Source organism: Clostridium kluyveri DSM 555 (assembly GCF_000016505.1).
GTDB classification, from domain to species: domain Bacteria; phylum Bacillota; class Clostridia; order Clostridiales; family Clostridiaceae; genus Clostridium_B; species Clostridium_B kluyveri.
On record NC_009706.1, the window covers coordinates 3,708,989 to 3,730,097 of the forward strand.

Annotated in this window: 17 protein-coding genes, 5 tRNA genes and 1 riboswitch; of the genes, 4 read left to right on the forward strand and 18 right to left on the reverse strand. The window is 31.3% G+C overall.

Features of this window, described 5'->3' with window-relative positions; translation table 11 throughout:
• Positions 1–774: 774 nt before the first annotated feature.
• Genes CKL_RS17845 through recD2 form a run of 3 tightly spaced genes read right to left on the reverse strand, consistent with a single transcriptional unit; the run spans position 775 to position 4,677 of the window.
• On the reverse strand, positions 775–1,455 hold the full coding sequence (locus tag CKL_RS17845) for a ComF family protein (RefSeq protein WP_012103991.1): 681 nt from the start codon (positions 1,453–1,455) through the stop codon (positions 775–777).
• The gene (locus tag CKL_RS17850) at positions 1,428–2,456 is read right to left on the reverse strand and encodes a hypothetical protein (protein WP_012103992.1); all 1,029 of its coding nucleotides are present in this window, start codon (positions 2,454–2,456) and stop codon (positions 1,428–1,430) included. The genes CKL_RS17845 and CKL_RS17850 overlap by 28 nt, the downstream gene beginning before the upstream one ends.
• On the reverse strand, positions 2,425–4,677 hold the full coding sequence (recD2, locus tag CKL_RS17855) for an SF1B family DNA helicase RecD2 (RefSeq protein WP_012103993.1): 2,253 nt from the start codon (positions 4,675–4,677) through the stop codon (positions 2,425–2,427). The genes CKL_RS17850 and recD2 overlap by 32 nt, the downstream gene beginning before the upstream one ends.
• A 472-nt stretch (positions 4,678–5,149) precedes the next feature.
• Here recD2 and CKL_RS17860 point away from each other — a divergent pair, with 472 nt between their 5' ends.
• From CKL_RS17860 to CKL_RS17870, 3 genes are read left to right on the forward strand one after another with little or no spacing between them, the layout of a single operon-like run.
• Complete coding sequence (locus tag CKL_RS17860) at positions 5,150–6,463, forward strand: nitrogenase component 1 (protein ID WP_012103994.1); 1,314 nt, start codon at positions 5,150–5,152, stop codon at positions 6,461–6,463.
• 6 nt (positions 6,464–6,469) lie between these two features.
• Positions 6,470–7,786, forward strand: coding sequence for a nitrogenase component 1 (locus tag CKL_RS17865; RefSeq protein WP_012103995.1), 1,317 nt, complete (start codon positions 6,470–6,472; stop codon positions 7,784–7,786).
• A 41-nt stretch (positions 7,787–7,827) separates the two neighbouring features.
• Positions 7,828–8,931 carry an ABC transporter substrate-binding protein gene (locus CKL_RS17870; RefSeq protein WP_012103996.1) on the forward strand — a complete coding sequence of 368 codons (1,104 nt, stop codon included), beginning with the start codon at positions 7,828–7,830 and terminating at the stop codon, positions 8,929–8,931.
• A gap of 75 nt (positions 8,932–9,006) precedes the next feature.
• On the opposite strand, the gene metK is transcribed toward CKL_RS17870, so the two are convergent.
• From metK to CKL_RS17900, 6 genes are all read right to left on the reverse strand, one after another.
• Complete coding sequence (gene metK / locus CKL_RS17875) at positions 9,007–10,182, reverse strand: methionine adenosyltransferase (RefSeq protein WP_012103997.1); 1,176 nt, start codon at positions 10,180–10,182, stop codon at positions 9,007–9,009.
• Positions 10,183–10,250: 68 nt separating this feature from the next.
• Positions 10,251–10,356: riboswitch (SAM riboswitch) on the reverse strand.
• Positions 10,357–10,431: 75 nt separating this feature from the next.
• Positions 10,432–10,516, reverse strand: a tRNA-Tyr gene (locus CKL_RS17880).
• Positions 10,517–10,521: 5 nt separating this feature from the next.
• A tRNA-Thr gene (locus CKL_RS17885) sits at positions 10,522–10,597 on the reverse strand.
• Between the two features lie 20 nt (positions 10,598–10,617).
• Positions 10,618–10,693, reverse strand: a tRNA-Val gene (locus CKL_RS17890).
• Between the two features lie 9 nt (positions 10,694–10,702).
• Positions 10,703–10,787, reverse strand: a tRNA-Tyr gene (locus tag CKL_RS17895).
• Positions 10,788–10,792: 5 nt separating this feature from the next.
• Positions 10,793–10,868: transfer RNA gene (locus CKL_RS17900), tRNA-Thr, on the reverse strand.
• A gap of 409 nt (positions 10,869–11,277) precedes the next feature.
• Here CKL_RS17900 and yyaC point away from each other — a divergent pair.
• A complete protein-coding gene (gene yyaC / locus CKL_RS17905; RefSeq protein WP_012103998.1) occupies positions 11,278–11,817 on the forward strand; it encodes a spore protease YyaC in 540 nt (179 codons plus the stop codon).
• Positions 11,818–11,916: 99 nt separating this feature from the next.
• Here the strand turns inward: yyaC and mreB are convergent, their stop codons facing one another.
• The 9 genes from mreB to atpG form a co-directional block, all read right to left on the reverse strand.
• On the reverse strand, positions 11,917–12,948 hold the full coding sequence (gene mreB, locus CKL_RS17910) for a rod shape-determining protein (RefSeq protein ID WP_012103999.1): 1,032 nt from the start codon (positions 12,946–12,948) through the stop codon (positions 11,917–11,919).
• 97 nt (positions 12,949–13,045) lie between these two features.
• Complete coding sequence (spoIIID, locus tag CKL_RS17915; RefSeq protein WP_012104000.1) at positions 13,046–13,300, reverse strand: sporulation transcriptional regulator SpoIIID; 255 nt, start codon at positions 13,298–13,300, stop codon at positions 13,046–13,048.
• 344 nt (positions 13,301–13,644) lie between these two features.
• Entirely contained in the window at positions 13,645–14,376 is a 732-nt protein-coding gene (locus CKL_RS17920) for a M23 family metallopeptidase (RefSeq protein ID WP_012104001.1), read from the reverse strand.
• A 146-nt stretch (positions 14,377–14,522) separates the two neighbouring features.
• Complete coding sequence (gene spoIID / locus CKL_RS17925) at positions 14,523–15,563, reverse strand: stage II sporulation protein D (RefSeq protein ID WP_012104002.1); 1,041 nt, start codon at positions 15,561–15,563, stop codon at positions 14,523–14,525.
• 136 nt (positions 15,564–15,699) lie between these two features.
• Positions 15,700–16,959 (reverse strand): UDP-N-acetylglucosamine 1-carboxyvinyltransferase, encoded by a 1,260-nt coding sequence (gene murA, locus CKL_RS17930; RefSeq protein ID WP_012104003.1) that lies wholly within the window; start codon positions 16,957–16,959, stop codon positions 15,700–15,702.
• A gap of 392 nt (positions 16,960–17,351) precedes the next feature.
• Positions 17,352–18,089 (reverse strand): hypothetical protein, encoded by a 738-nt coding sequence (locus tag CKL_RS17935; RefSeq protein ID WP_012104004.1) that lies wholly within the window; start codon positions 18,087–18,089, stop codon positions 17,352–17,354.
• A gap of 309 nt (positions 18,090–18,398) precedes the next feature.
• Positions 18,399–18,797, reverse strand: coding sequence for a F0F1 ATP synthase subunit epsilon (locus CKL_RS17940; RefSeq protein WP_012104005.1), 399 nt, complete (start codon positions 18,795–18,797; stop codon positions 18,399–18,401).
• A 50-nt stretch (positions 18,798–18,847) separates the two neighbouring features.
• Complete coding sequence (gene atpD / locus CKL_RS17945) at positions 18,848–20,242, reverse strand: F0F1 ATP synthase subunit beta (RefSeq protein WP_012104006.1); 1,395 nt, start codon at positions 20,240–20,242, stop codon at positions 18,848–18,850.
• 12 nt (positions 20,243–20,254) lie between these two features.
• The gene (gene atpG, locus CKL_RS17950; RefSeq protein WP_012104007.1) at positions 20,255–21,106 is read right to left on the reverse strand and encodes an ATP synthase F1 subunit gamma; all 852 of its coding nucleotides are present in this window, start codon (positions 21,104–21,106) and stop codon (positions 20,255–20,257) included.
• Between the last annotated feature and the right edge of the window lie 3 nt (positions 21,107–21,109).

Genomic DNA, 21,109 nt, shown 5'->3' on the forward strand with positions numbered 1-21,109 from the left:
AAAACACTTCACCCCTTAAGGGCAAAATGAATATTCTGCTATACCACCTTAATATAAAATCAGCTTTTTCAGGTACGGAAATTACTCGATACCCTGTCCTTTTAACGGTGGACTATCCGTTTACTGCTACTGCTATTTCACATCACATCTCGGAGACCCATTCAATACAGACTACAGCATTTGGCTCTCACTATCCCAAATTCGCTTTAGCTAAATTTCCATATCTACTACTTCTCTTCACTGACTTTTACTCTTATTTTTTACATCATATACCTGCTTGACCAAAAAGTCAATATGTTAGTAAATTTTAATTTTATCAAATGAATTATACTTATTCCTTAAATCACATTGTTTATTTTACCACATAAAAACACTGAAAAATTCAACTATAAATAATTTTGCGCCATATCATAATTACAGTCATAACCTTATTGGACCAGAAATACTACCCAAAAACATAGTTATTTTTTCTAGGGTGGGAATAAGTCGGGAATATTTAAAATCAAATTAGTATAGCAGCCTTAAAAAAGGCTGCTGTGCTGCACAAATAGTGCTATCGCTAAGTTAGTTGACCTGGTCTTTGCCCCCACACTCGCCTGCTGGAACGTTCACTACCCGGAATTACCCTCTCACTATTAATTCTCTCGTAATTTTACGGCAGGACTTACTTCTAAGCCGCACCATGCTCATTAAATATTTTATTTAACTTACGTGGATCGTTTTGCCTGCGACTGGCCTCGATTTTCAACCACAAACCTAACTCAACTAATAAAATTATACCTTACTTTTAGCTCCAGTCAATATATTAATTTTCCCCACTTTAGCTTTAATAAGTTCACTACAACAATAAAAAGCCGTAGCACCAGTAGTTAACACATCGTCTATTATTAAAATGTTTTTATTTTCTATAGAATGTTCATTATTAATCTTAAAACTTCCTTGAATATTATCCCATCTATTCATTTTGCTCAATCCAATTTGATCTTTGGTATCTTTTATTTTATCTAGGCAGGATACAACAGGTTTATCCACATATTTCCCCAGCAATCTTGCCAAATATTCACTTTGATTGTACCCTCTTTTTTTAATACTTTTCTTTGTCATAGGTACATAAGTTATAATATCAAACTCAATTTTATTATTAAATATTGTATCTTTCATGTATCCTGCTATAACTTCTCCTGCCCTAAAGGAATTCTTATATTTTAATTTTAAAATAAGTTCCATCATACTCCCCGAATAATAGGCACTGCTATAACATCTACACTGTTTATTATGAACTTTTATATCAAAGCTATCTTTACAAATTTTTATATTACTTTTACAAGTGGTACATATGATTTTATCCTTATATAGTTCTTCTCTGCATAATATACACTTTTCATCTCCACAATACACTAAATCCAGTACACACTCTAATAAAAATCTTAAACTTTTAACAAACCCATTTTCCATGCTTTCCTATTAAAATTTCTAGTTATATTTTTAGTTTCTTCTATATGTATACTTTCTAAATTAGCTAATAATATAACCTCTTCTTTTAAGCTATTTTCACCTCTTCCTGTATCTCTTCCCCTGCACAAATAGACAAATCTTTTATAATCAAACTGTGGATTATCCGCAAAATATACCATTATATCGCATTTTTTTACACTGCATATATTTCTATGAAAAGAATTAGTTATTAATATGTCATTTACTCCATGTAAAAATTCTTTAATCAACATTTCATTAGATTTTCCATCAAAAAAAGTTATAATATTTTTACTAAAGTTTTTACAATATTTATAAACATATAGGTATACATTTTGTAGTTTTTGTTCATCAGGAACATATATTATAGTTTTTTTTCCTATATCCATAGACCATCTTAAATATTCGTATACAACAAATGGTATATCCTCATTCATATCAAGCCTTGTAGATATCACCCTTGGTTCTACTATTTGTATTCCTTTTCTAACGGGCATAAATATTTCTCTGGAATGTTTGAATATATTCTGTATAGAACATATAATAACTTTACTATCTTTACAGCTTAATTTATCGATCAAATCGAATATTTCATATTTATTGTATTTGGAAAAACTATTTATGTCATCATATATAATCAATTTAAACTTTTCCTTTAATCTTATGGCATTTTCAAAATTGCATATTTTCAGTTTACACTCTATAAAATTTTCTGAATTCTCCACATAGGCATAATCTACAATTCTTTCATGCTTTTCTATATTCTTTATTATATTAATATTACCCAATTCCTCATTAGTTATATAAATTACATTCTTGTTTTCAGTTACATAATGTTGAATAATCTGAATAAAACTCTTAGTTGAATTATACGGAACAGAAATAACACTTAAAAAAGACTCTTTGGTAAAACTCCACTTTAATATCTCTTCACTTATTTCTTTTTTTCTATCAGCGAAACTCATTTTGTTCCAAAGTAACATCCACTTCACTCTCCATTATATCCATTATTCTATATTTTAATAAGGAATACCTCTCAAAACTTTTATTATTACTTATCATAAAGGTTAAAGCTCTTAAATCTCCTACAAGTACCACCATCTCTTTTGCCCTAGTTATAGCTGTATATAGTAAATTCCTATTCATAAGTAAAACCGGCCCCATAAACATAGGAACAATAATAACTGGAAATTCACTCCCCTGGCTTTTATGTATAGTTATTCCATAAGCTAAATCTAATTCATCTAAACATATACTGTCATATACAACTCTTTTCTCTTCGTCAAATATAACAGTTACTGTATCCTTCTCTTCATCAATATCTTCAATATATCCAAAATCTCCATTAAAAATGCCCATACCTTTTTCCTCTTTTTCTCCTGAAATTACTGTCCACTTTAAAGTATAGTTATTTTTAATTTGCATTACCTTATCTCCAACTCTAAAAATCATATCTCTAAAATACTTTTCTTTTTTATTATTACTTTTAGGATTTAAAGCTTCCTGAAGTTTTCTATTTAAATTTGATACTCCTAAAATTCCTTTTCTCATGGGAGATAGTATTTGAATGTGTTTCATTTTATCCCAATGTCCATTAAATGCAGGTAATCTTTTATTTGCTAATTCTACTAGAAGATTTAATATATTGGAGAATTCCAAGGCTTTTATAAAATAAAAATCTTTAAGTTTTTTATTTAGGATCGGCATTTCTCCTAAATTTATTTTATGGGCATTTACTATAATCATGCTCTCTCTTGACTGTCTAAATATTTCTTTTAATCTGACTACCTTAATGCACCGGCTATCTATCAGATCTCTAAGTACATTTCCAGGTCCTACAGAAGGAAGCTGCTCTGAATCTCCTACTATTATAAGTCTAGTTTTTAATGAAATAGCTTTTAATAAATTATTCATCATTACTATATCTATCATAGAGGCTTCATCTATAATTACCACATCACATTGAAGGGGAGATTCTTCTCCACGAGAAAAAAATAATGCTTCATCATCACTTTCTACACCTATTTCAAGTAATCTATGTATAGTTTTCGCCTCTCTTTTAGTTGCCTCTGACATTCTCTTTGCAGCCCTTCCAGTAGGTGCCGCCATAAGGACTTTCAAGTTTGATTTTTCAAATAACTGAATCATACAATTAATAATAGTAGTCTTTCCTGTTCCAGGCCCTCCTGTTATTATTTCTACACTATTTTCTACTGATCCTTTAATTGCTTCTTTTTGTGAAAAAGCAAATTTTATGTTATTGGCCTTTTCAAAATTTTTAATTTCCTCATATATATTTAAATCTATATCTTTACACTTATTAAAAGCTAATGTCAATATCTTCTTAGTTACACTTAATTCGCAATAATAATATGTCATGGAGAATACACAAATCTTATCTCCGTATTTTTCTACCTTTATTTTTCCATTTAAGGAGCTTTCATATATATTTTTCTCCAGTTCCTTTTGACTCACTCCAAGTATACTCATTCCATTTCTTATCAATACGTCTATGGGCACATAAGTATTTCCTCTGCTGCAAAATTTATTTATTAAATATTTTATACCACTTTGTACTCTAAAGGGAGAATCCTTTTCTATGCCAAGACCTCTTGCTATTTTATCTGCTATTTTGAATCCTATTCCTGATATTTCTTCTGTAAGAATATAGGGATTTTCTTTTACTATATTTATTGAGTTAACTCCCAACTTTTTGTATATTTTTACACATTGATTAGGGGTTACTCCATAAGTTTGCATAAATATCATTATATTTCTTATTTCATATTGCTTACAATAAGATTTTTCTATTAAGGATATCTTTTTTGATCCTATGCCCTCTATTTCTTTTAACCTTTCTATATTGTTATCTAATATATGGAGTGTATCTTTCCCAAACTTTTCTACTATCTTTTTTGCAGTAACTGGTCCTATGCCTGATATAATACCTGAAGACAGATACTTTTCTATGCCAACTAAGGTATCTGGAATTATCTCTTTAAACAGTTTAACTTTAAATTGATGGCCAAATTCAGGATGAACTACCCACTCTCCTGAAACCTCCAAATTTTGTCCTTCTATTATATAAGGTATACATCCAACTATAGTTATTGTATCTTCTTTCTCTTTTATCTTAGCCACTGTGTACCCATTATCCTTATTTTGAAATATTATATCTTCTACAACTCCCTGTAATTCCTGCATATAACTCACCTTAATACAAAATTATTTATAAAATTTAAAAACATAATAACACTATTCACCATTATTATACACTTACACGTTATAAAAATATATATAAATGTGTTCATGCAGCATTTAATCCTATAGTACTTTACGGGCAATAATCTAATCCTTTAAAACAAAATTCAGAAAAATCGTATCTAAAATATCATATTAAAAAACAAAGTTCACTATGAATAATAAATTATCAAAAAAATATTGAAAAAATTATTGAAATATAATTTTTCTTATATTATAATAAACACAAAATTATACGAAATATAATAAAATTGTATTAAACATGATAAAACATTGCAATAATTATACTAATAACTTATACCTAATTGCTATATATTATCAAATTGCTATTTGAAATATATATTTTAAGATCTTAAAGGGGACGATATCTACGTATAAAGAAAATTTTGAACATAATACACATGACCTAACTTTTATGCAATGTGCAGAATGTCAGTCACCTATTATTTCAAGTATTCTTTCTACAATAAAAGATAGTGTAGTAATTATTCACTCGCCTTTGGGATGTGCATCGTCATTTGTGGATTTTAATCTTAAATTTAAAATGGGATTAAAAAAACGCGGCTTACCTATTAAAAATGCAAAATTAATTAGCAGCAATATCACAGAGATGGATGTAATTCTGGGAATTGACGAAAAACTGCAGAAGGCAATAAACAAAGCAATAAAAACTTTAAATCCCAAAGTTATTTTTATTACCGCCAGTTGTGGTTCAGGAACAACGGCACTAGATATACAAAATGTTATTGATTCTATCCAGGATAATTATTTAATTCCTTTAATCACAGTCACCTGCGAACTTTACAATTCTAAAACATGGGGTTCTGGATTTAACTCCAAAAAAGCTGGGGGCTTCAATAAACTTATAAAAGGTATCCATAAAGAGGAAAAATTTTATAATGTTATTAATTTTAGTGGTAATGATGATATAAAAGAAATACTTAATAAAATACCTGTTAAGTGGAATCATATATCTTGCTATACAGATTATGAGTGTTTAGAAAAAATGGGAAGTGCACAGGGTACTCTATTAATTTCTGCTGACCGTTTCAGCAAATATATTGCAAATTGGCTAAAAGAAGAATTTGATATCCCATATATTAATAAAATTTTACCTTATGGCATAGAGCCTACAAAAATGTTTTTCCACCAAATTAATAGTTGGTTTGGAGAAGAAATTTCATGTGATGAGATAGTTTCATGTGAAGAAAAAAAATACTTAAACATGTTAAATGAGATTGAAAACAAACTTCATAATATACGATGTTTGCCAATAATAATGGGACATGGATATGAAAAAAATATATTGATTATGTTGAAGGAATTAAACATAGAAATTATAGATTATGATAGTGATTATGAAATGCTTTTTGATAATAGTACTATACCATTTTTCAAAAAGGACATGAATGGAAGTCTCTATGGCCTAGATGGCGTAAAGCTTTCATTTAATCAGGCCTATGTATTAATCAATTCTATTAGCCATATAAATCCAGATTTATTAATTGTAAAACATTATAGTTTAAGATCCTGGGGTGCTAGAATGGGCATATCAACATTATGGATTGAAAATGAGTTGGAGTTTTATGGCTACAAAGGAATGTTAAAATTTGCACAAAAATTATTAGACTTAATCAATAACAGAAATTTTGTAGAAAATATTAAGAAACACGCAACATTGCCGTATCAAAAATGCTGGATGAAAGAAAATCTATTAAAAAAGGTGTAGGAAATTATGAATAATGTCATATTACAACCTAGGAATTTTTGTGAACTTGGTGCGCTACATAGTGTATTAGGTATTAATAAAGCAATCCCTATTGTACATTCTGGTTCTGGCTGTTGTTTGAGATTATATCAGGGAATAAGCTTTTGTAATGGCTACCAAGGCATGATGTACGGAGGAGGAAGTTTTGTTCCCAATGATAACATCCATAGAGAAGACTTTATATATGGAGGAGAAAATCGGATAAGAAAATTAATCCAAAGTACTATAAGCATTGTAGAAGCTGATTTATATGTGGTACTTACAGGATGTAATGTACAGTTAGCGGGAGATAATACAAAAGCTGTAGTTAATGAATTCAAATTAAAAGGAGTACCTATAGTATATGTGGACACTGCAGGCTTTAAAGGAAGTGCTTACTCTGGACATGAGCTAGTAATAAATTCTATTATAGAACAATTTGTTATAAAAAAATTAACTGTTAAGAAAAGACAAATAAATCTTTGGACATCTCCCCCTTATTTAGATCCTTTTTGGAGTGGAAATATAGAAACTTTAAAAAACATGTTAGAGCAGATTGGTTTTTCTATAAATGTATTATTTGGCCTTTCTTCAAGTGTAAACTGTTGGAGTGAAATTCCTTCTGCTGAGTTCAATATATTGATATCTGCCTGGACAGGATTAAAAACAATGGAACTTTTGAAGAAGCACTTTGGAACACCTTATTTTCATTATCCAATATTTCCGATAGGAGCACACGAATGTAGTGAATTTTTAAGAGAAGTTGCAAATTTTTGTAAATTAGATATGAATTTGGTGAACCAGTTTATAGAAAAAAAGGAGTCAATGTTTTATTACTATATGGAAAGATTAACTGAAATGTTAACTTGTTATGACAGTACCTTCCCACAACGTTTCTTTACTATTGGAGAGTCTACATATGTATCTGGAATTACCAGATTTTTAGTAAAAGAATTGAGTATGATACCAGGATGCCAATATATAGTAGATAATCCCCCTTATAAATACAGAAATGAGATAGAAAACAGTTGCAAAAGTTTACCTAGTGAAATATCTTTACCAGTTACCTTTATAAATGATGGAGAAGAAATTATTAAAAGTATTAAGGAAAAAACTGAAGATTTAATTCCTTTAATTATAGGCAGCAGCTGGGATTCAATAATTGCTTCTAAGCTGAAAGGATATTTTATTTCTATGAGTCCTCCTATTTCAGATAGGTTGATACTCAATAAAAGTTATGTTGGATATGAAGGAGGACTAGCTTTTATAGAAGATATTTTTTCCTGCATATTAAGAGGATTATAAATCAAAAAAATATTACAATAAAATAATAAAGGAGAGCTAATATGAAAAAAACAAATTCAAAAATTCTAATTTTATTTACAGTAATTACAGTTATGCTCATGTCAATTATTAGTACAGGCTGTGGAAATGAAAAAAATAGTACATCCACCAAACAAGAAAATTCAACATCCTCAACCAGAAAAATAGTTGATGGTACTGGTAAAACAGTCACAATACCCTATGAGGTTACTAGAATAGCTGCATCTGGAGCTTTAAATCAGATAGTTTTAATACTTGGTGGAGCAGATAAATTGGTGGCAACGGCCCAAGTGGTTCAAACAGGTTTTTTTCCTAAAGTTTATCCTAGAATAACAGAAATTCCCGCTGCCTACACAGGTTCAGGCCCTGGAACTTTAAACATGGAGACTTTACTTAAAGCAAATCCACAAGTAGTTTTTGGTACATTTACTCAAACTGAACAAGAAAGACTACAAAAAGCTAACATAGCTTTTCTAGGACTAAAATTAGAAACTCCTGAAGATATAAAAAATACTATTACTATGGTTGGAAAAGTACTTGGAGAAAGCGGTGAAGAGAAAGCTAAAAAATTTAATGAATACTATGATAATAATATAAAATATGTTAGTGAAAAAACTAAGTCTAGTGAAAAAGTTAAAGTATTTGTTGCCAGCGGTACCCCAAAAGGGTCACTTACCACAAATGGTCCTAATGATATAAATACTTCCTACATAGAAGCTGCTGGAGGTATAAATATAGCCGCAGAAAATATTTCTAAAGAATCTAGTACTAGCAATGAAGGTACTAGTGTTGATTTTGAGTTTCTATACAAAAATCAGCCAGATGTGATTATAGCCACAAGTAAAAACACTTATGATTATATCATGGACACAAGCAGTTCAAATCAGTGGCAATCTCTAACAGCTGTAAAAAATAAACAAGTTTATCTTAATCCTAAAGGAGTATATTTATGGTCTGTAAGAAGTGCAGAAGGTGCATTACAACCCTTATGGCTAGCCAAAAATCTCCATCCTGACTTATTTAATGATTTAGATATTAAACAAAAAGTAAAAGAATTTTACAAAAATTATTATTATTATGATCTATCAGATAACAACCTAGAGGATATATTAAATCCAAAAAAATAAATATGCATTATAGATACCTATTCAAAATAATTAAAATAAAAAACTCTGTACTATAATTATACAGAGTTTTTATTGTTAAAGATAATTCTTTATATCATTAACCTTATTTAATTTTTCCCAAGGTAAGTCTATATCAGTTCTTCCAAAGTGTCCATAAGCTGCGGCCTGTCTGTATATAGGTCTTCTTAGCTCTAATTCTCTTATTATTACTGCTGGCCTTAAATCAAACACCTTATTTACTATATCAACTATCTTCTTCTCAGATATCTTTTCAGTGCCAAAGGTATCCACATTTATTGAAACAGGTTCTGCTACGCCTATAGCATAAGCAATCTGTATTTCCAACTTATCAGCAACTCCTGCAGCAACTAAATTTTTAGCTACCCATCTAGCAGCATAAGCAGCAGATCTATCAACCTTAGTAGGATCCTTTCCGGAAAATGCTCCTCCACCGTGTCTTCCGTAACCACCATAGGTATCAACTATTATTTTTCTTCCTGTAAGCCCAGAGTCTCCTTGCGGACCTCCAACTACAAATCTTCCTGTTGGATTTATAAAATATTTAGTATTAGAGTCTAAAAATTCCGGTGGAACAACAGGTTCTATAACATTTTTTATTATATCTCTTTCAATTTGTTCTTTGGTGACAAATTCGTCATGTTGGGTAGACACCACTATTGTGTCTACTCTAACTGGCTTATTCTCCTCATATTCTATAGTAACCTGTGTCTTTCCATCAGGTCTTAAATAATCCAATGTACCTTCTTTTCTAACTTGTGATAATCTCTTTGAAAGCTTATGAGCCAAGTTTATGGGCATAGGCATATACTCTGGAGTTTCATTTGTTGCAAATCCGAACATCATACCCTGATCTCCAGCCCCTATAGCATCCACCTTTTCCATCTTGCCTACTTTAGCTTCTAAAGATTCATTAACTCCCATAGCTATATCTAAGGATTGTTCATCAATTGAACTAAGTACTGCACAAGTGTCACAATCAAATCCATATTTAGCCCTAGTATATCCTATTTCCCTTATGGTTTTTCTAACTATTTTAGGGATATCAATATAACAATTAGTAGATATTTCCCCCATAACCAAAACCATACCTGTAGTAGTTGCAGTCTCACATGCCACTCTCCCCTGAGGATCCTGTTCCAAAATAGCATCTAAGATAGCATCTGAAATTTGATCGCACATTTTATCAGGATGTCCTTCCGTAACTGATTCAGATGTAAACAGCTTTCTCATTCTTAATACCTCCCTCTATAAAATAAAAAAACCACTTCAATAAGAAGAGGTTAAATAAATTAACTACTCTCTTATCTTGCAGCCTTTAAAACTGCTGGAATTGGCACCTTAATGATTAAAGCACTGGTTGCCGGGCTTCACAGGGCCTTTTCCCTCCACCTCTCTTGATAAGAGCTTCATATAATAAATTTTATTAGTTATGAAAACAACAAATTAAGTAAAATAAAAAACACCCAAAAGTGCCTTTTATGGTGGAGGAAGATGGATTCGAACCATCGAAGTCACTGACAACAGATTTACAGTCTGCCCCCTTTGGCCACTCGGGAATTCCTCCGCATTTGGTGCTGGCAGTAGGCTTCGAACCCACGACCTACTGATTACAAGTCAGTTGCTCTACCTGCTGAGCTATGCCAGCTTATTTTATTATTAGATAAATGGTGGGCACAACAGGGATCGAACCTGTGACCCCCTGCTTGTAAGGCAGATGCTCTCCCAGCTGAGCTATGCGCCCCAATTTTTATGGTGGAGGAAGATGGATTCGAACCATCGAAGTCACTGACAACAGATTTACAGTCTGCCCCCTTTGGCCACTCGGGAATTCCTCCATATTTGGTGCTGGCAGTAGGCTTCGAACCCACGACCTACTGATTACAAGTCAGTTGCTCTACCTGCTGAGCTATGCCAGCTTATTCTTTAACTATGTATTTTATAGAATACAAACACACATGCCTAACGTAGATTAGTATACATTCTCATTCATTTATTTTCAAACCTACTATACCCGTATAATATAATATTAAAGGTTTATTGCTCCATATTTCTTTAGATTTCTTTGAAAATCATATGTATATGGTTGAAATTTAATATTTTACCGCTTCTCATCATATACATTATATATAATGTTCTCTATGAAATTATTTATAGATTCAGGTGGAAGTTTGTTCATAAATAATGCTTGCCTCCATCTGAACCTTAAAAGAACTTATCCATGATACAGCAGTGCTATCCCCCCATTTTAAAGAAACCGGGCATTAGCTGACTGCTCCCTTTGGATAAAAACATTTATAGAGTTATACATAAAGGAAGGTGAATATATTGAATAGAGTAAAAGTCAATTATAAAAATCCTTTGTCCTATCATGAACTTGCCTATTTTCTAAAGAATTATATTGATAAAGATAGTGTTATTGTATGTATTGGTACCGATAGATATATAGGAGACTGTTTAGGTCCTTTAGTAGGCACTCTACTAAAGTGCAAACACTTTCCTCTGCCTACTTATGGTACAATTTCAGATCCTATACATGCTTTAAACATAGAAGATAAATTAAAACAAATAAAATTACTTCATCCCTATAGTACTATTATAGGGATAGATGCTTGTTTAGGAAACTTAGAAGCCATAGGGGAAATTCAAGTAAGGGATTTCCCTGTACATCCCGGTAAAGGCGTAGGAAAATCTCTTCCAAATGTAGGGGATCTCTCAATAATAGGCATAGTTGATTCAAATGAAAATGAAAATCTTTTTAATAATTCTAATAATATACGTCTCAATTTAATTTTAAATATGGCTGAAGTAATACTTTATTCATTAATTCATTCATATTATTTATATTATAACAATATATTATCTTAAGCCTATGCGATAAAAAACTAACTTAAATAAACTTAATCTACAATATAATAAGTTAGAATTTACCTTTTTAATATCTTAAAAATATATTTTTGTATATAGTTAATCTATTAATGTTATATCATCACCGGTAAAAAAAACTTCCATCTTATCTAAATATTCAAGAACTTTGCCTGTACCTAAAGCCACACAGGATATAGGGTCTTCAGCCACATAAACGGGTACTTTTGTAACTTCCCTTATTAAATCACTTAGTCCATTTAGTAATGCTCCTCCACCAGTCATAAAAATACCTTTTTCAGCTATATCTGCTGCTAATTCTGGTGGAGTCTTTTCTAATACTGCATGAGTTGTATCAGCTATGGAATTTACAATTTCCTTTAAAGCTATTCTCATTTCCTCTGAAGATACTGTTATGTTTTTAGGAAGTCCTGTAATCAAATCTCTCCCTCTTATTTCCATAGTCACTTCCTCTTCCCTGTCAAAGGCAGAACCTATATTTATTTTTAAATCTTCTGAAGTTCTTTCCCCAATCATCAATTTATGTTCTTTTCTGATATATTTCATTATAGCCTCATCAAATTTATCTCCTGCTATTTTTATAGAAGACCTTACAACTATTCCTCCTAGAGAAATCACTGCTACATCCGTAGTTCCTCCACCTATATCTATTACCATATTACCACTAGCTTTAGTTATATCAATTCCTGCTCCTATAGCTGCAGCTAAAGGTTCTTCAATCAAGAATACCTTTTTTGCACCTGCATTTTTAGCCGCATCAATTACAGCTCTCTTTTCGACTTCAGTAGATTCACAAGGGACACATACTACTATTCTAGGTGCCGACATTCTTTTTTTCCCACAAGCCTTACTTATAAAATATTTTAACATCTTTTCTGTTACATCATAATCAGATATAACTCCTTCCCTCAGCGGACGAATAGCCACAATATTTCCTGGTGTCCTCCCTATCATCTGCCATGCTTCTTCTCCCACAGCAAGTACTTTATTTTTAATCTTATCTATAGCAACAACTGAAGGTTCTTTTAAAATTACCCCTTTCCCTTTAATATAAACAAGTACTGTAGCTGTTCCCAAATCTATACCCATATCAGTTCCTATATTAAAAAACATTCCTTTTTCACTCCTAATCTTACTAGCTTTTCACAATAAAAATATAAAATTGTCATATTTATTATCATATCATATTCTAATTGTAATGGGAATGTTTTTACCCTTCAATAGCCTTATATTTCATCTTCGTAGCTTTTCCACCTCTTATATGCCTTTCTGCCTTATTATAATCCAATATATTCTTAGCTTCCTGGGCAATTTGCGGATTTATCTTTGGTAACCTTTCCGTCATATCCTTGTGTATGGTACTTTTACTTACTCCAAAAACCTTAGCGGTTTTTCTGATAGTAGCTTTAGAACCTATTATATATTTGGCAACTTCTAAAACCCTTTCTTCAATGTAATCTTTCAAATTTATTCAACTCCTTTATACACTTCACCATAATAAATCAAGTAATTTCTAAGTTCAGGTAAAGTTTGCTATAGACAAATGCTTTTCTCCATTTGAACTTTAGAAGAACTTATCCAGGTGCGTAGCAGCGATTATCCCCTTTGAAAAGGCTGGGGATATTAGCCAATTGTTTGGATAAAAACCTTCTAAAATATATTTATAAACACTTTTTATCTATATAATCTATGCTCTCATAATTTTTTACAGTTGCTCGTCCCCTTATATTTATAAATATGCTCATTAACATTTTTAAATTCATGATGTGTTGGCCATTTCTCCATAAAATGGTGGGAAATGGCCTAATACTAGTATTTTATATATTTAGCGGGATCTACAAACTCACTGCCTTTTAAAATTGCAAAATGCAGATGATCTCCATATTTTTCATAGGCTGCTCTCAATGTACTTCTTCCTACTATTCCTATAGCAGTTCCCTTTTTCAATGTTTGCCCTACACTAACTTCAACATTATCATCTAGGTTAGAATACACAGTCTTTAACCCATTTTGATGATCTATAATAACTTCCACTCCATCTTGGGTTGCTTTATTCACTTCTTCTACTTTTCCATCCATAGCCGCAAATACAGGTTTTCCCAACTTTGTTTGTATATCGTACCCTAAATTTGGTCTATAGGTACCTGTAGAATCCCAATATACAGGATCCGCAGAATATGCTCTTGCAATATTTCCTTCCACTGGCTTTTGAAAAGAAGTACTAATTGAACTAGATACACTTTTTGAAGTTTCTTCGGATTGATTAGTATTTGTTTTTTCGCTAGTATTTGTTTTTTCACTCTTTTTTACCTGGAGAGCATTATCATAACTGGAAGAAGGCTTTTCATCTGTTTGGGCTGTTTCTTTGGTCTGCTTTTGTTGTAAACTTACACTTTTTTGCAACTCGGCACTTTGATTCTTATTATTTCTAGCAGTTATTATTGCAACTGTTGCCACAACACAAAGACAAATGAATAGGATTATATAAAAACCCTCCTTCTTTAAAAAGTTAAATGCTCTACTAAAAATTTTTCTGTCCATATGAACACCTCCTTTTTGTAGTTTGTCCAGACAATAACAAAAAATACATATTTTATAATTTTTTTCTTCATAATTTTTGTAAAAATAATAAAGAGACAAAATGAGATCTCATTTTGTCTCTTTATTATTTACTCCTTAGATAAACTTTATTTATTATAAAATACTTCTAAATTTTGAAGTTCCGTTTTATTGTAATAATGAGCTAATATCTCTTTGAAAGTCTTACCCTGCTTAGCCATAGCATTTGCTCCCCACTGACTCATTCCTACTCTATGACCATATCCGATACACTCAATAATGATATTATCTTTAAAATATATATTAAAATCTGAAGAATTTAATGACATAATAGTTCTAAATTTTGCTCCTGATATAGTAACTGACCCTAATTTAATTTCTTTGACAGACCCTCCTTCATTTCTAGATTCTATAGACACTTGATTAGATAAATTTTTTATAGACAATCCTGAATTGGGGTATTGAGAATTTATTTTATCTACAAAGTTAGTATAGGATAACTTTACAGAAGTCCTATACTTAGATGCACCTTCTTCTCCAGGACTCTCTACACTCTTTAAATATTCTTCTCCCTTTCCAAATACATCCACTGCATTTTCCGTTCTTCCCCCACTTACCGCAAAATAATATGGCTCCATAACTAATTCATTTTTATAAGTTAACACCTGGCCTGAAGTATCTTTTACTGCACTTACTATCTTATTCCAATACTCCTCTCTCTCAGACTCAGGCCAATTCTTCATTCTTTCATCTTTATTTGTGAATACTTGACACTTAACTGTATCGCATACATCCGCCCCTGTATTACTCTTGTATTTTTTTCCGCCATATATCTCCATATGGGCTGCTCCAAAAGTTCTAGCTGCTACAGCTTGAGCCTTAATTGCTTCTTCCGAAAATTCTGCTGGCATTTCGGCCGCTACAACTCCTACTATATATTCTTCCAAATTCATCTTTTTTATTTTATTTTCTTCAGTTATATACACTTTTATATACTGTGGACTATAATTATAACTTTTACTTATGGATTTCATTAAAAATTCAGGTACGACGATGTATTGGCTAATTTTTATACCGTTTATACCCAATGAAAGTAATATTATAAATGCTGTGCTCATGAATATTAAAATAACAAGTTTCTTGAAAAAATTTATAACGTATCTTCTCATTTTGTTCTCCCACATTATGACTTAATATATTTTTATTACATCATAATTTAAATTATTCCACTGGAGACTCTTTAAATATTAAAAAAGAAGAAAATTTTCGTTATTTTTTCTCCTTTTTCTATCAACAATATAAAAATTATTCATTTACTCTTTCAATATCAGCTCCTAATAATTTTAATTTTTTTTCAATATCTACATACCCTCTATCTATATGATATATATCTATAACTTCTGTTTTCCCTTCTGCCGCTAATCCGCAAAGTATGAGTGCTGCACCAGCTCTAAGATCTGTAGCTTTTACTTCTGCTCCTGTAAGCTTATCAACTCCTTCTATAACTGCACTTCTTCCATCTATCTTTATATTTGCTCCCATTCTTTTCATTTCCATTACATGCATAAATCTATTTTCAAAAATGGTTTCTGTTACAATACTTGTACCTTTAACTGTACTTAATAAACCAGTTACCTGTGATTGCATATCTGTAGGAAATCCTGGATAAGGCATAGTCTTAATATCTATAGGATTTAATTCTCTATTTCCATCTACAATTAAACTATTTCCCTCGCATCTTATATATACCCCGGCTTCTGTAAGTTTAGCAATTATAGGCTTTAGATACTCTTCATTTATGCCATTTATTCTAATCTTGCTTTTGGTTATAGCAGCAGCTACCATAAATGTTCCTGATTCTATCCTGTCACATATGGGACTATGACTACTTCCTTTTAAATTTTTTACTCCTTTTATGTGAATAGCTCTAGACCCTGCACCAGTAATATTTGCACCCATACTATTCAAAAAGTCTGCCAGATCTTTTATTTCCGGTTCTTCCGCTGCATTTTCTATTATAGTCTCCCCTTCAGCGGTTACTGCTGCCATCATTATATTTTCTGTGGCCCCTACTGATGGAAAATCCAAATATATTTTATTTCCTATTAATTTTTTAGCTTTTGCTTCCACAAATCCATGCTCTACATTTACCTTTGCACCAAGAGCAGCAAACCCTTTTAAATGTAAGTCTATTGGTCTAGTTCCAATATTACACCCTCCAGGAAGACATAATTTAAATCCTCCGAATCTGGATATCATAGGTCCCATTATTAAAAATGATGCCCTCATTTTTTTCACTAGTTCACTACAGGGATCACAATAACTTATATTAGAAGTATCTATAATAATCTTATTTAATTTTTTATCTATAGTTACATCTGCAGATATACTTTTTAATATATTACTTATCACAAAAACATCTTCCAACATGGGAACATTATCTATAATGCACTTATCTCCACTTAAAATGGAAGCTGCTATAATAGGCAACACTGAATTTTTAGCAGCACTGATATTAACTTCTCCATGGAGGTTACTTCCCCCTTTAATTACTATCTTACTCATAGTGTTCCTCCATTCTATAATTGCTGATATGTTAATTAATTTTTACCAATTCAATGACTATTCCTTGACTATAAACAATGTTTATTTTTACGTTAAATAGACTCACTTATCCAAATGCGTAGCAGTGCTTATCTCCCACTTTAAAGAAGATGGGGAGTGGTTAGCTAATTACTACATTCGGATAAAAGTACCTCACAAGTCAAAGATGGTAAACTCATTTCACTTAGAATTAAGGAAATAAAATCCTCTGATAGTTTTCTATCACATGGGATTCTATTAACAAAATATTATGTAAAATATCTCATTCAACCGACAATTATTTTTGAACACATAATAGTATGAAAAAGACAGTACATGCCTAAAATCTTATTATAATTCAATAATATATATTATTAATATGCTGCCATTATCTGTGGAGTTCCCATAATTATATAAATATCCATATCATATTTCATAACTGCATAATTGAAATCTATTAAATCTCCATTGCTTTGTATACTTTCATATCTATGGGTATATGCAGTATTAGTATATCCTTCTTGTAAAGTTACAGTTTTAATATTACATGCATGCCGATACTTTAGAATTTCTTTTATCTGATTATTTAAGGTTTCAACCTTTCCATTCTCAACCTTTGCCTTAACATACTGGAAATATCTATACTTTTTTACTTCCTTTGGGATACATTTATCTAAATTGCTTTTTATATTCTTTAATTCATATAAATTACTTTTTTGTATGATGTTAACCGTTACAATATTATAGTCTTCATATTTCACACTCTGTATATATCCTTCAACATAGTCATTATTAAAATCCAAAGAATACATTTGATCATTTTCACATACATTCTTATTTAATTTGTAATATTCATTTAATTTCATAAATATCTTGTTTGCTGTTTTTTCCCCACAACTGGTAGTAGTAAAAACTAACATACCTCCACATTCTGTGGGATAGCCGTGAGTTCTATCCAATATATCTTTAAATAAATCCACTTTTTCTAAAGTGGTGCTGTCTTCTCTTTTAAATATCTGCTTACTATAATAGCCGTTTGCTGATGCTCCTAAATAACATTGAAAAGATATTAAATATATTATCAAAAAAAATATTATTGCTAGTTTCTTCATAATAATGTGATTCTGCAAGTGCTATGCAGAACTTTTCACCTCCTTACCTTTACCTTAAAAATTATGGACAACTTTTCTATTACTATTCGCAAAAATTTTTATTTTATATTATTTTTACTAAAATTAGCAATGACAGGTTAATTTTTGTTTTCAAAAAATAAAAATTCCATAAGGAGGGTCTTATATTAATATATAAATTTATATAATAGAATGTGCATATTTAAACTAAAAAAACACCATTAAGTTTATCACCTGTTATGGTGTTCTTAATAGTGTTTTTATTTTAGCTAAATAAGCTAATTTACTGAATTATTTTAGTAGATTAATTCTAGCTAAGGCCCTATTTAACGCTAGCTGTGCTCTCTTTACATCTATTCCATCTTTATGGGCCAATCTTTGTTCCGCTCTTTTTTTGGCCTCTTCTGCTCTTTTTAAATCTATTTCTCCTGGCCATTCACAAACATCACATAAGATTTTTAATTCATTATTCTTTATTTCTAATATTCCATTTGAGGTAAATGCCTTTAATTCCTTGCCGCTTTTTTCTACTATACGAGTATCTGTGGATTTTAAAGTAGTAATTAAAGGCATATGTCCCGGAAGAATAGTTATATTACCTTGAATGCTATCTGTTATTACTTCTAATACCTCTCCTTTATAAAATTCTCTATCAGGAGTAAGGATAGTTAATTTCAGAACTTCTGCCATATTAATTCTCCTTTTTAAAGTACCTACACTTTATCCTTTTCAACACACATTTAACTTTTCACCATATTTTTAGCAGATTCAATAACTTCATCTATACTTCCCTTAAACAGGAAAGCTGTCTCTGGTAAATCATCGTACTTACCTTCAAGTATTTCTTTAAAACCTCTTATAGTTTCTTTTATAGGTACATATTTTCCTTCATATCCTGTAAACTGTTCTGCCACAGAAAATGGCTGTGACAAAAACCTCTGTATTCTTCTTGCTCTTATAACCACCAATCTATCTTCTTCTGAAAGTTCGTCTACGCCTAAAATTGCTATAATATCTTGAAGTTCACTATATCTTTCAAGTATATGTTTAACATCTGAAGCTACTTTATAATGTTCCTCCCCTACAACTCTAGGATCGAGTATCCTTGATGTTGAAGCTAGCGGATCAACTGCAGGATAAATACCAATTTCTGATATAGACCTTGAAAGCACCGTAGTGGCATCAAGATGTGTGAAAGTTGTGGCTGGTGCCGGATCTGTTAAATCATCTGCCGGAACATATACTGCCTGAACAGAGGTAATGGATCCATGTTTTGTAGAAGTTATTCTTTCTTGAAGAGAACCCATTTCTGTGGCAAGTGTGGGTTGATATCCAACAGCACTAGGTATTCTTCCAAGTAATGCCGAAACTTCCGAACCTGCTTGAGTAAACCTGAATATGTTATCTATAAATAAAAGTACATCCTGTCCTTCATCTCTAAAATGTTCCGCCATAGTAAGCCCTGTAAGTGCAACTCTCATTCTTGCACCTGGTGGTTCATTCATTTGCCCAAATACCAAGGCAGTTTTATTTATAACTCCTGATTCCTGCATTTCATAGTATAAGTCATTACCTTCTCTAGTTCTTTCTCCTACACCCGTAAAGACAGATAATCCACCATGTTCTTTTGCAATATTATTTATAAGTTCTTGTATAATAACTGTCTTACCTACACCTGCTCCACCAAACAATCCTATTTTACCACCTTTTTGATATGGTGCAATAAGATCAATAACTTTGATACCTGTTTCAAACATTTCAGGTTTAACAGATTGATCCTCAAAACTTGGTGCCGGTCTATGAATAGGAGAATATTCATCTGCTTCTACTTCTCCATTTTCATCAATAGGCTGCCCTAGCATATTAAAAAGTCTCCCTAAAACCGGTTTTCCAACAGGCACAGATATAGGTGCTCCAATATCTAAAGCATCCATGCCTCTCATCAACCCATCTGTACTCTCCATAGATATAGTTCTTACTATATCATCACCTAAGTGCTGTGCTACTTCCGTAATAATTTTTGCATTTCCCGATTCTATACTTATGGCATTATATATATCTGGAAGGTTTTCTTCATCAAATTTTATATCCACTACAGGTCCTATAACCTGAACGACTTTGCCTATATTAGACATGAACATCCCTCCTTACTTTAGAGCTTCTGCTCCTCCAACTATTTCGGTTATTTCCTGCGTTATAGCAGTTTGTCTTTCTCTATTATATTGAAGATTTAGTTCATCTAATAAATCATTTGCATTTTTAGTAGCTCCATCCATCGCCGTCATTCTGGAAGATTGTTCACTAACTTTTGAGTTTATAATACAATTAAGTAATTTTTGTCTTAGATGAAGTTCCACTATATCTTCTATCATTTCATCCGCAGATGGTTCAAATTTCACGATAAAATTTCTTTTTTCCACTTTTTTAACCTCTAAGGGAAGTAATTTTTCAACAATCACATTTTGTTTAATAGTTGAAATAAACTTAGTAAATACTATATTGATTTCTCCAATCTCACCATTTCTATAAAGCTCCAATGCTTTATATACTACATCTTCTGTTTCTTTTATTGTAGGAACATCCGGAATGTCTATGTATTCTGATTCTATATTATAATTGAGTCTTCTAAAATACATTTTCCCTTTTTGTCCCATGGTTATTAAGAGGAAATCTTCCTTCTCTTTTGACCTTATGGAATTTAACTCATTTACCACATTAGCATTAAATCCTCCACACAATCCTGTATCAGAATTCAAAGCTATATATAATTTTTTATTGCTTTTATTACCCTTTATATAAATATTATTTTGTTCAGCTTCCATTGCTAATTCATTTACAATAGAACTAAAAAGCTCGCAATATTTATTATTTGCCTCAAGTTTTTTTCTTACTTTTCTAAGTTTAGAGGTGGCGATAAGTCCCATGGCCTTGGTTATTTTTTGAGTGCTGGTTATTGATTTTATTCTTCTTTTGATTGTAACAAGTCCTGCTCCTGCCATATT

What these genes read in the sequence shown, in the direction of transcription:
- CKL_RS17845 (WP_012103991.1), bottom strand. Translation starts at nt 1,455, where the DNA reads ATGGAAAATGGGTTTGTTAAAAGTTTAAGATTTTTATTAGAGTGTGTA.
- CKL_RS17850 (WP_012103992.1), bottom strand. Translation starts at nt 2,456, where the DNA reads ATGTTACTTTGGAACAAAATGAGTTTCGCTGATAGAAAAAAAGAAATA.
- recD2 (WP_012103993.1), bottom strand. Translation starts at nt 4,677, where the DNA reads ATGCAGGAATTACAGGGAGTTGTAGAAGATATAATATTTCAAAATAAG.
- CKL_RS17860 (WP_012103994.1), top strand. Translation starts at nt 5,150, where the DNA reads ATGCAATGTGCAGAATGTCAGTCACCTATTATTTCAAGTATTCTTTCT.
- CKL_RS17865 (WP_012103995.1), top strand. Translation starts at nt 6,470, where the DNA reads ATGAATAATGTCATATTACAACCTAGGAATTTTTGTGAACTTGGTGCG.
- CKL_RS17870 (WP_012103996.1), top strand. Translation starts at nt 7,828, where the DNA reads ATGAAAAAAACAAATTCAAAAATTCTAATTTTATTTACAGTAATTACA.
- metK (WP_012103997.1), bottom strand. Translation starts at nt 10,182, where the DNA reads ATGAGAAAGCTGTTTACATCTGAATCAGTTACGGAAGGACATCCTGAT.
- mreB (WP_012103999.1), bottom strand. Translation starts at nt 12,948, where the DNA reads ATGTTTTTTAATATAGGAACTGATATGGGTATAGATTTGGGAACAGCT.
- CKL_RS17920 (WP_012104001.1), bottom strand. Translation starts at nt 14,376, where the DNA reads ATGGACAGAAAAATTTTTAGTAGAGCATTTAACTTTTTAAAGAAGGAG.
- spoIID (WP_012104002.1), bottom strand. Translation starts at nt 15,563, where the DNA reads ATGAGAAGATACGTTATAAATTTTTTCAAGAAACTTGTTATTTTAATA.
- murA (WP_012104003.1), bottom strand. Translation starts at nt 16,959, where the DNA reads ATGAGTAAGATAGTAATTAAAGGGGGAAGTAACCTCCATGGAGAAGTT.
- CKL_RS17935 (WP_012104004.1), bottom strand. Translation starts at nt 18,089, where the DNA reads ATGAAGAAACTAGCAATAATATTTTTTTTGATAATATATTTAATATCT.
- CKL_RS17940 (WP_012104005.1), bottom strand. Translation starts at nt 18,797, where the DNA reads ATGGCAGAAGTTCTGAAATTAACTATCCTTACTCCTGATAGAGAATTT.
- atpD (WP_012104006.1), bottom strand. Translation starts at nt 20,242, where the DNA reads ATGTCTAATATAGGCAAAGTCGTTCAGGTTATAGGACCTGTAGTGGAT.
- atpG (WP_012104007.1), bottom strand. Translation starts at nt 21,106, where the DNA reads ATGGCAGGAGCAGGACTTGTTACAATCAAAAGAAGAATAAAATCAATA.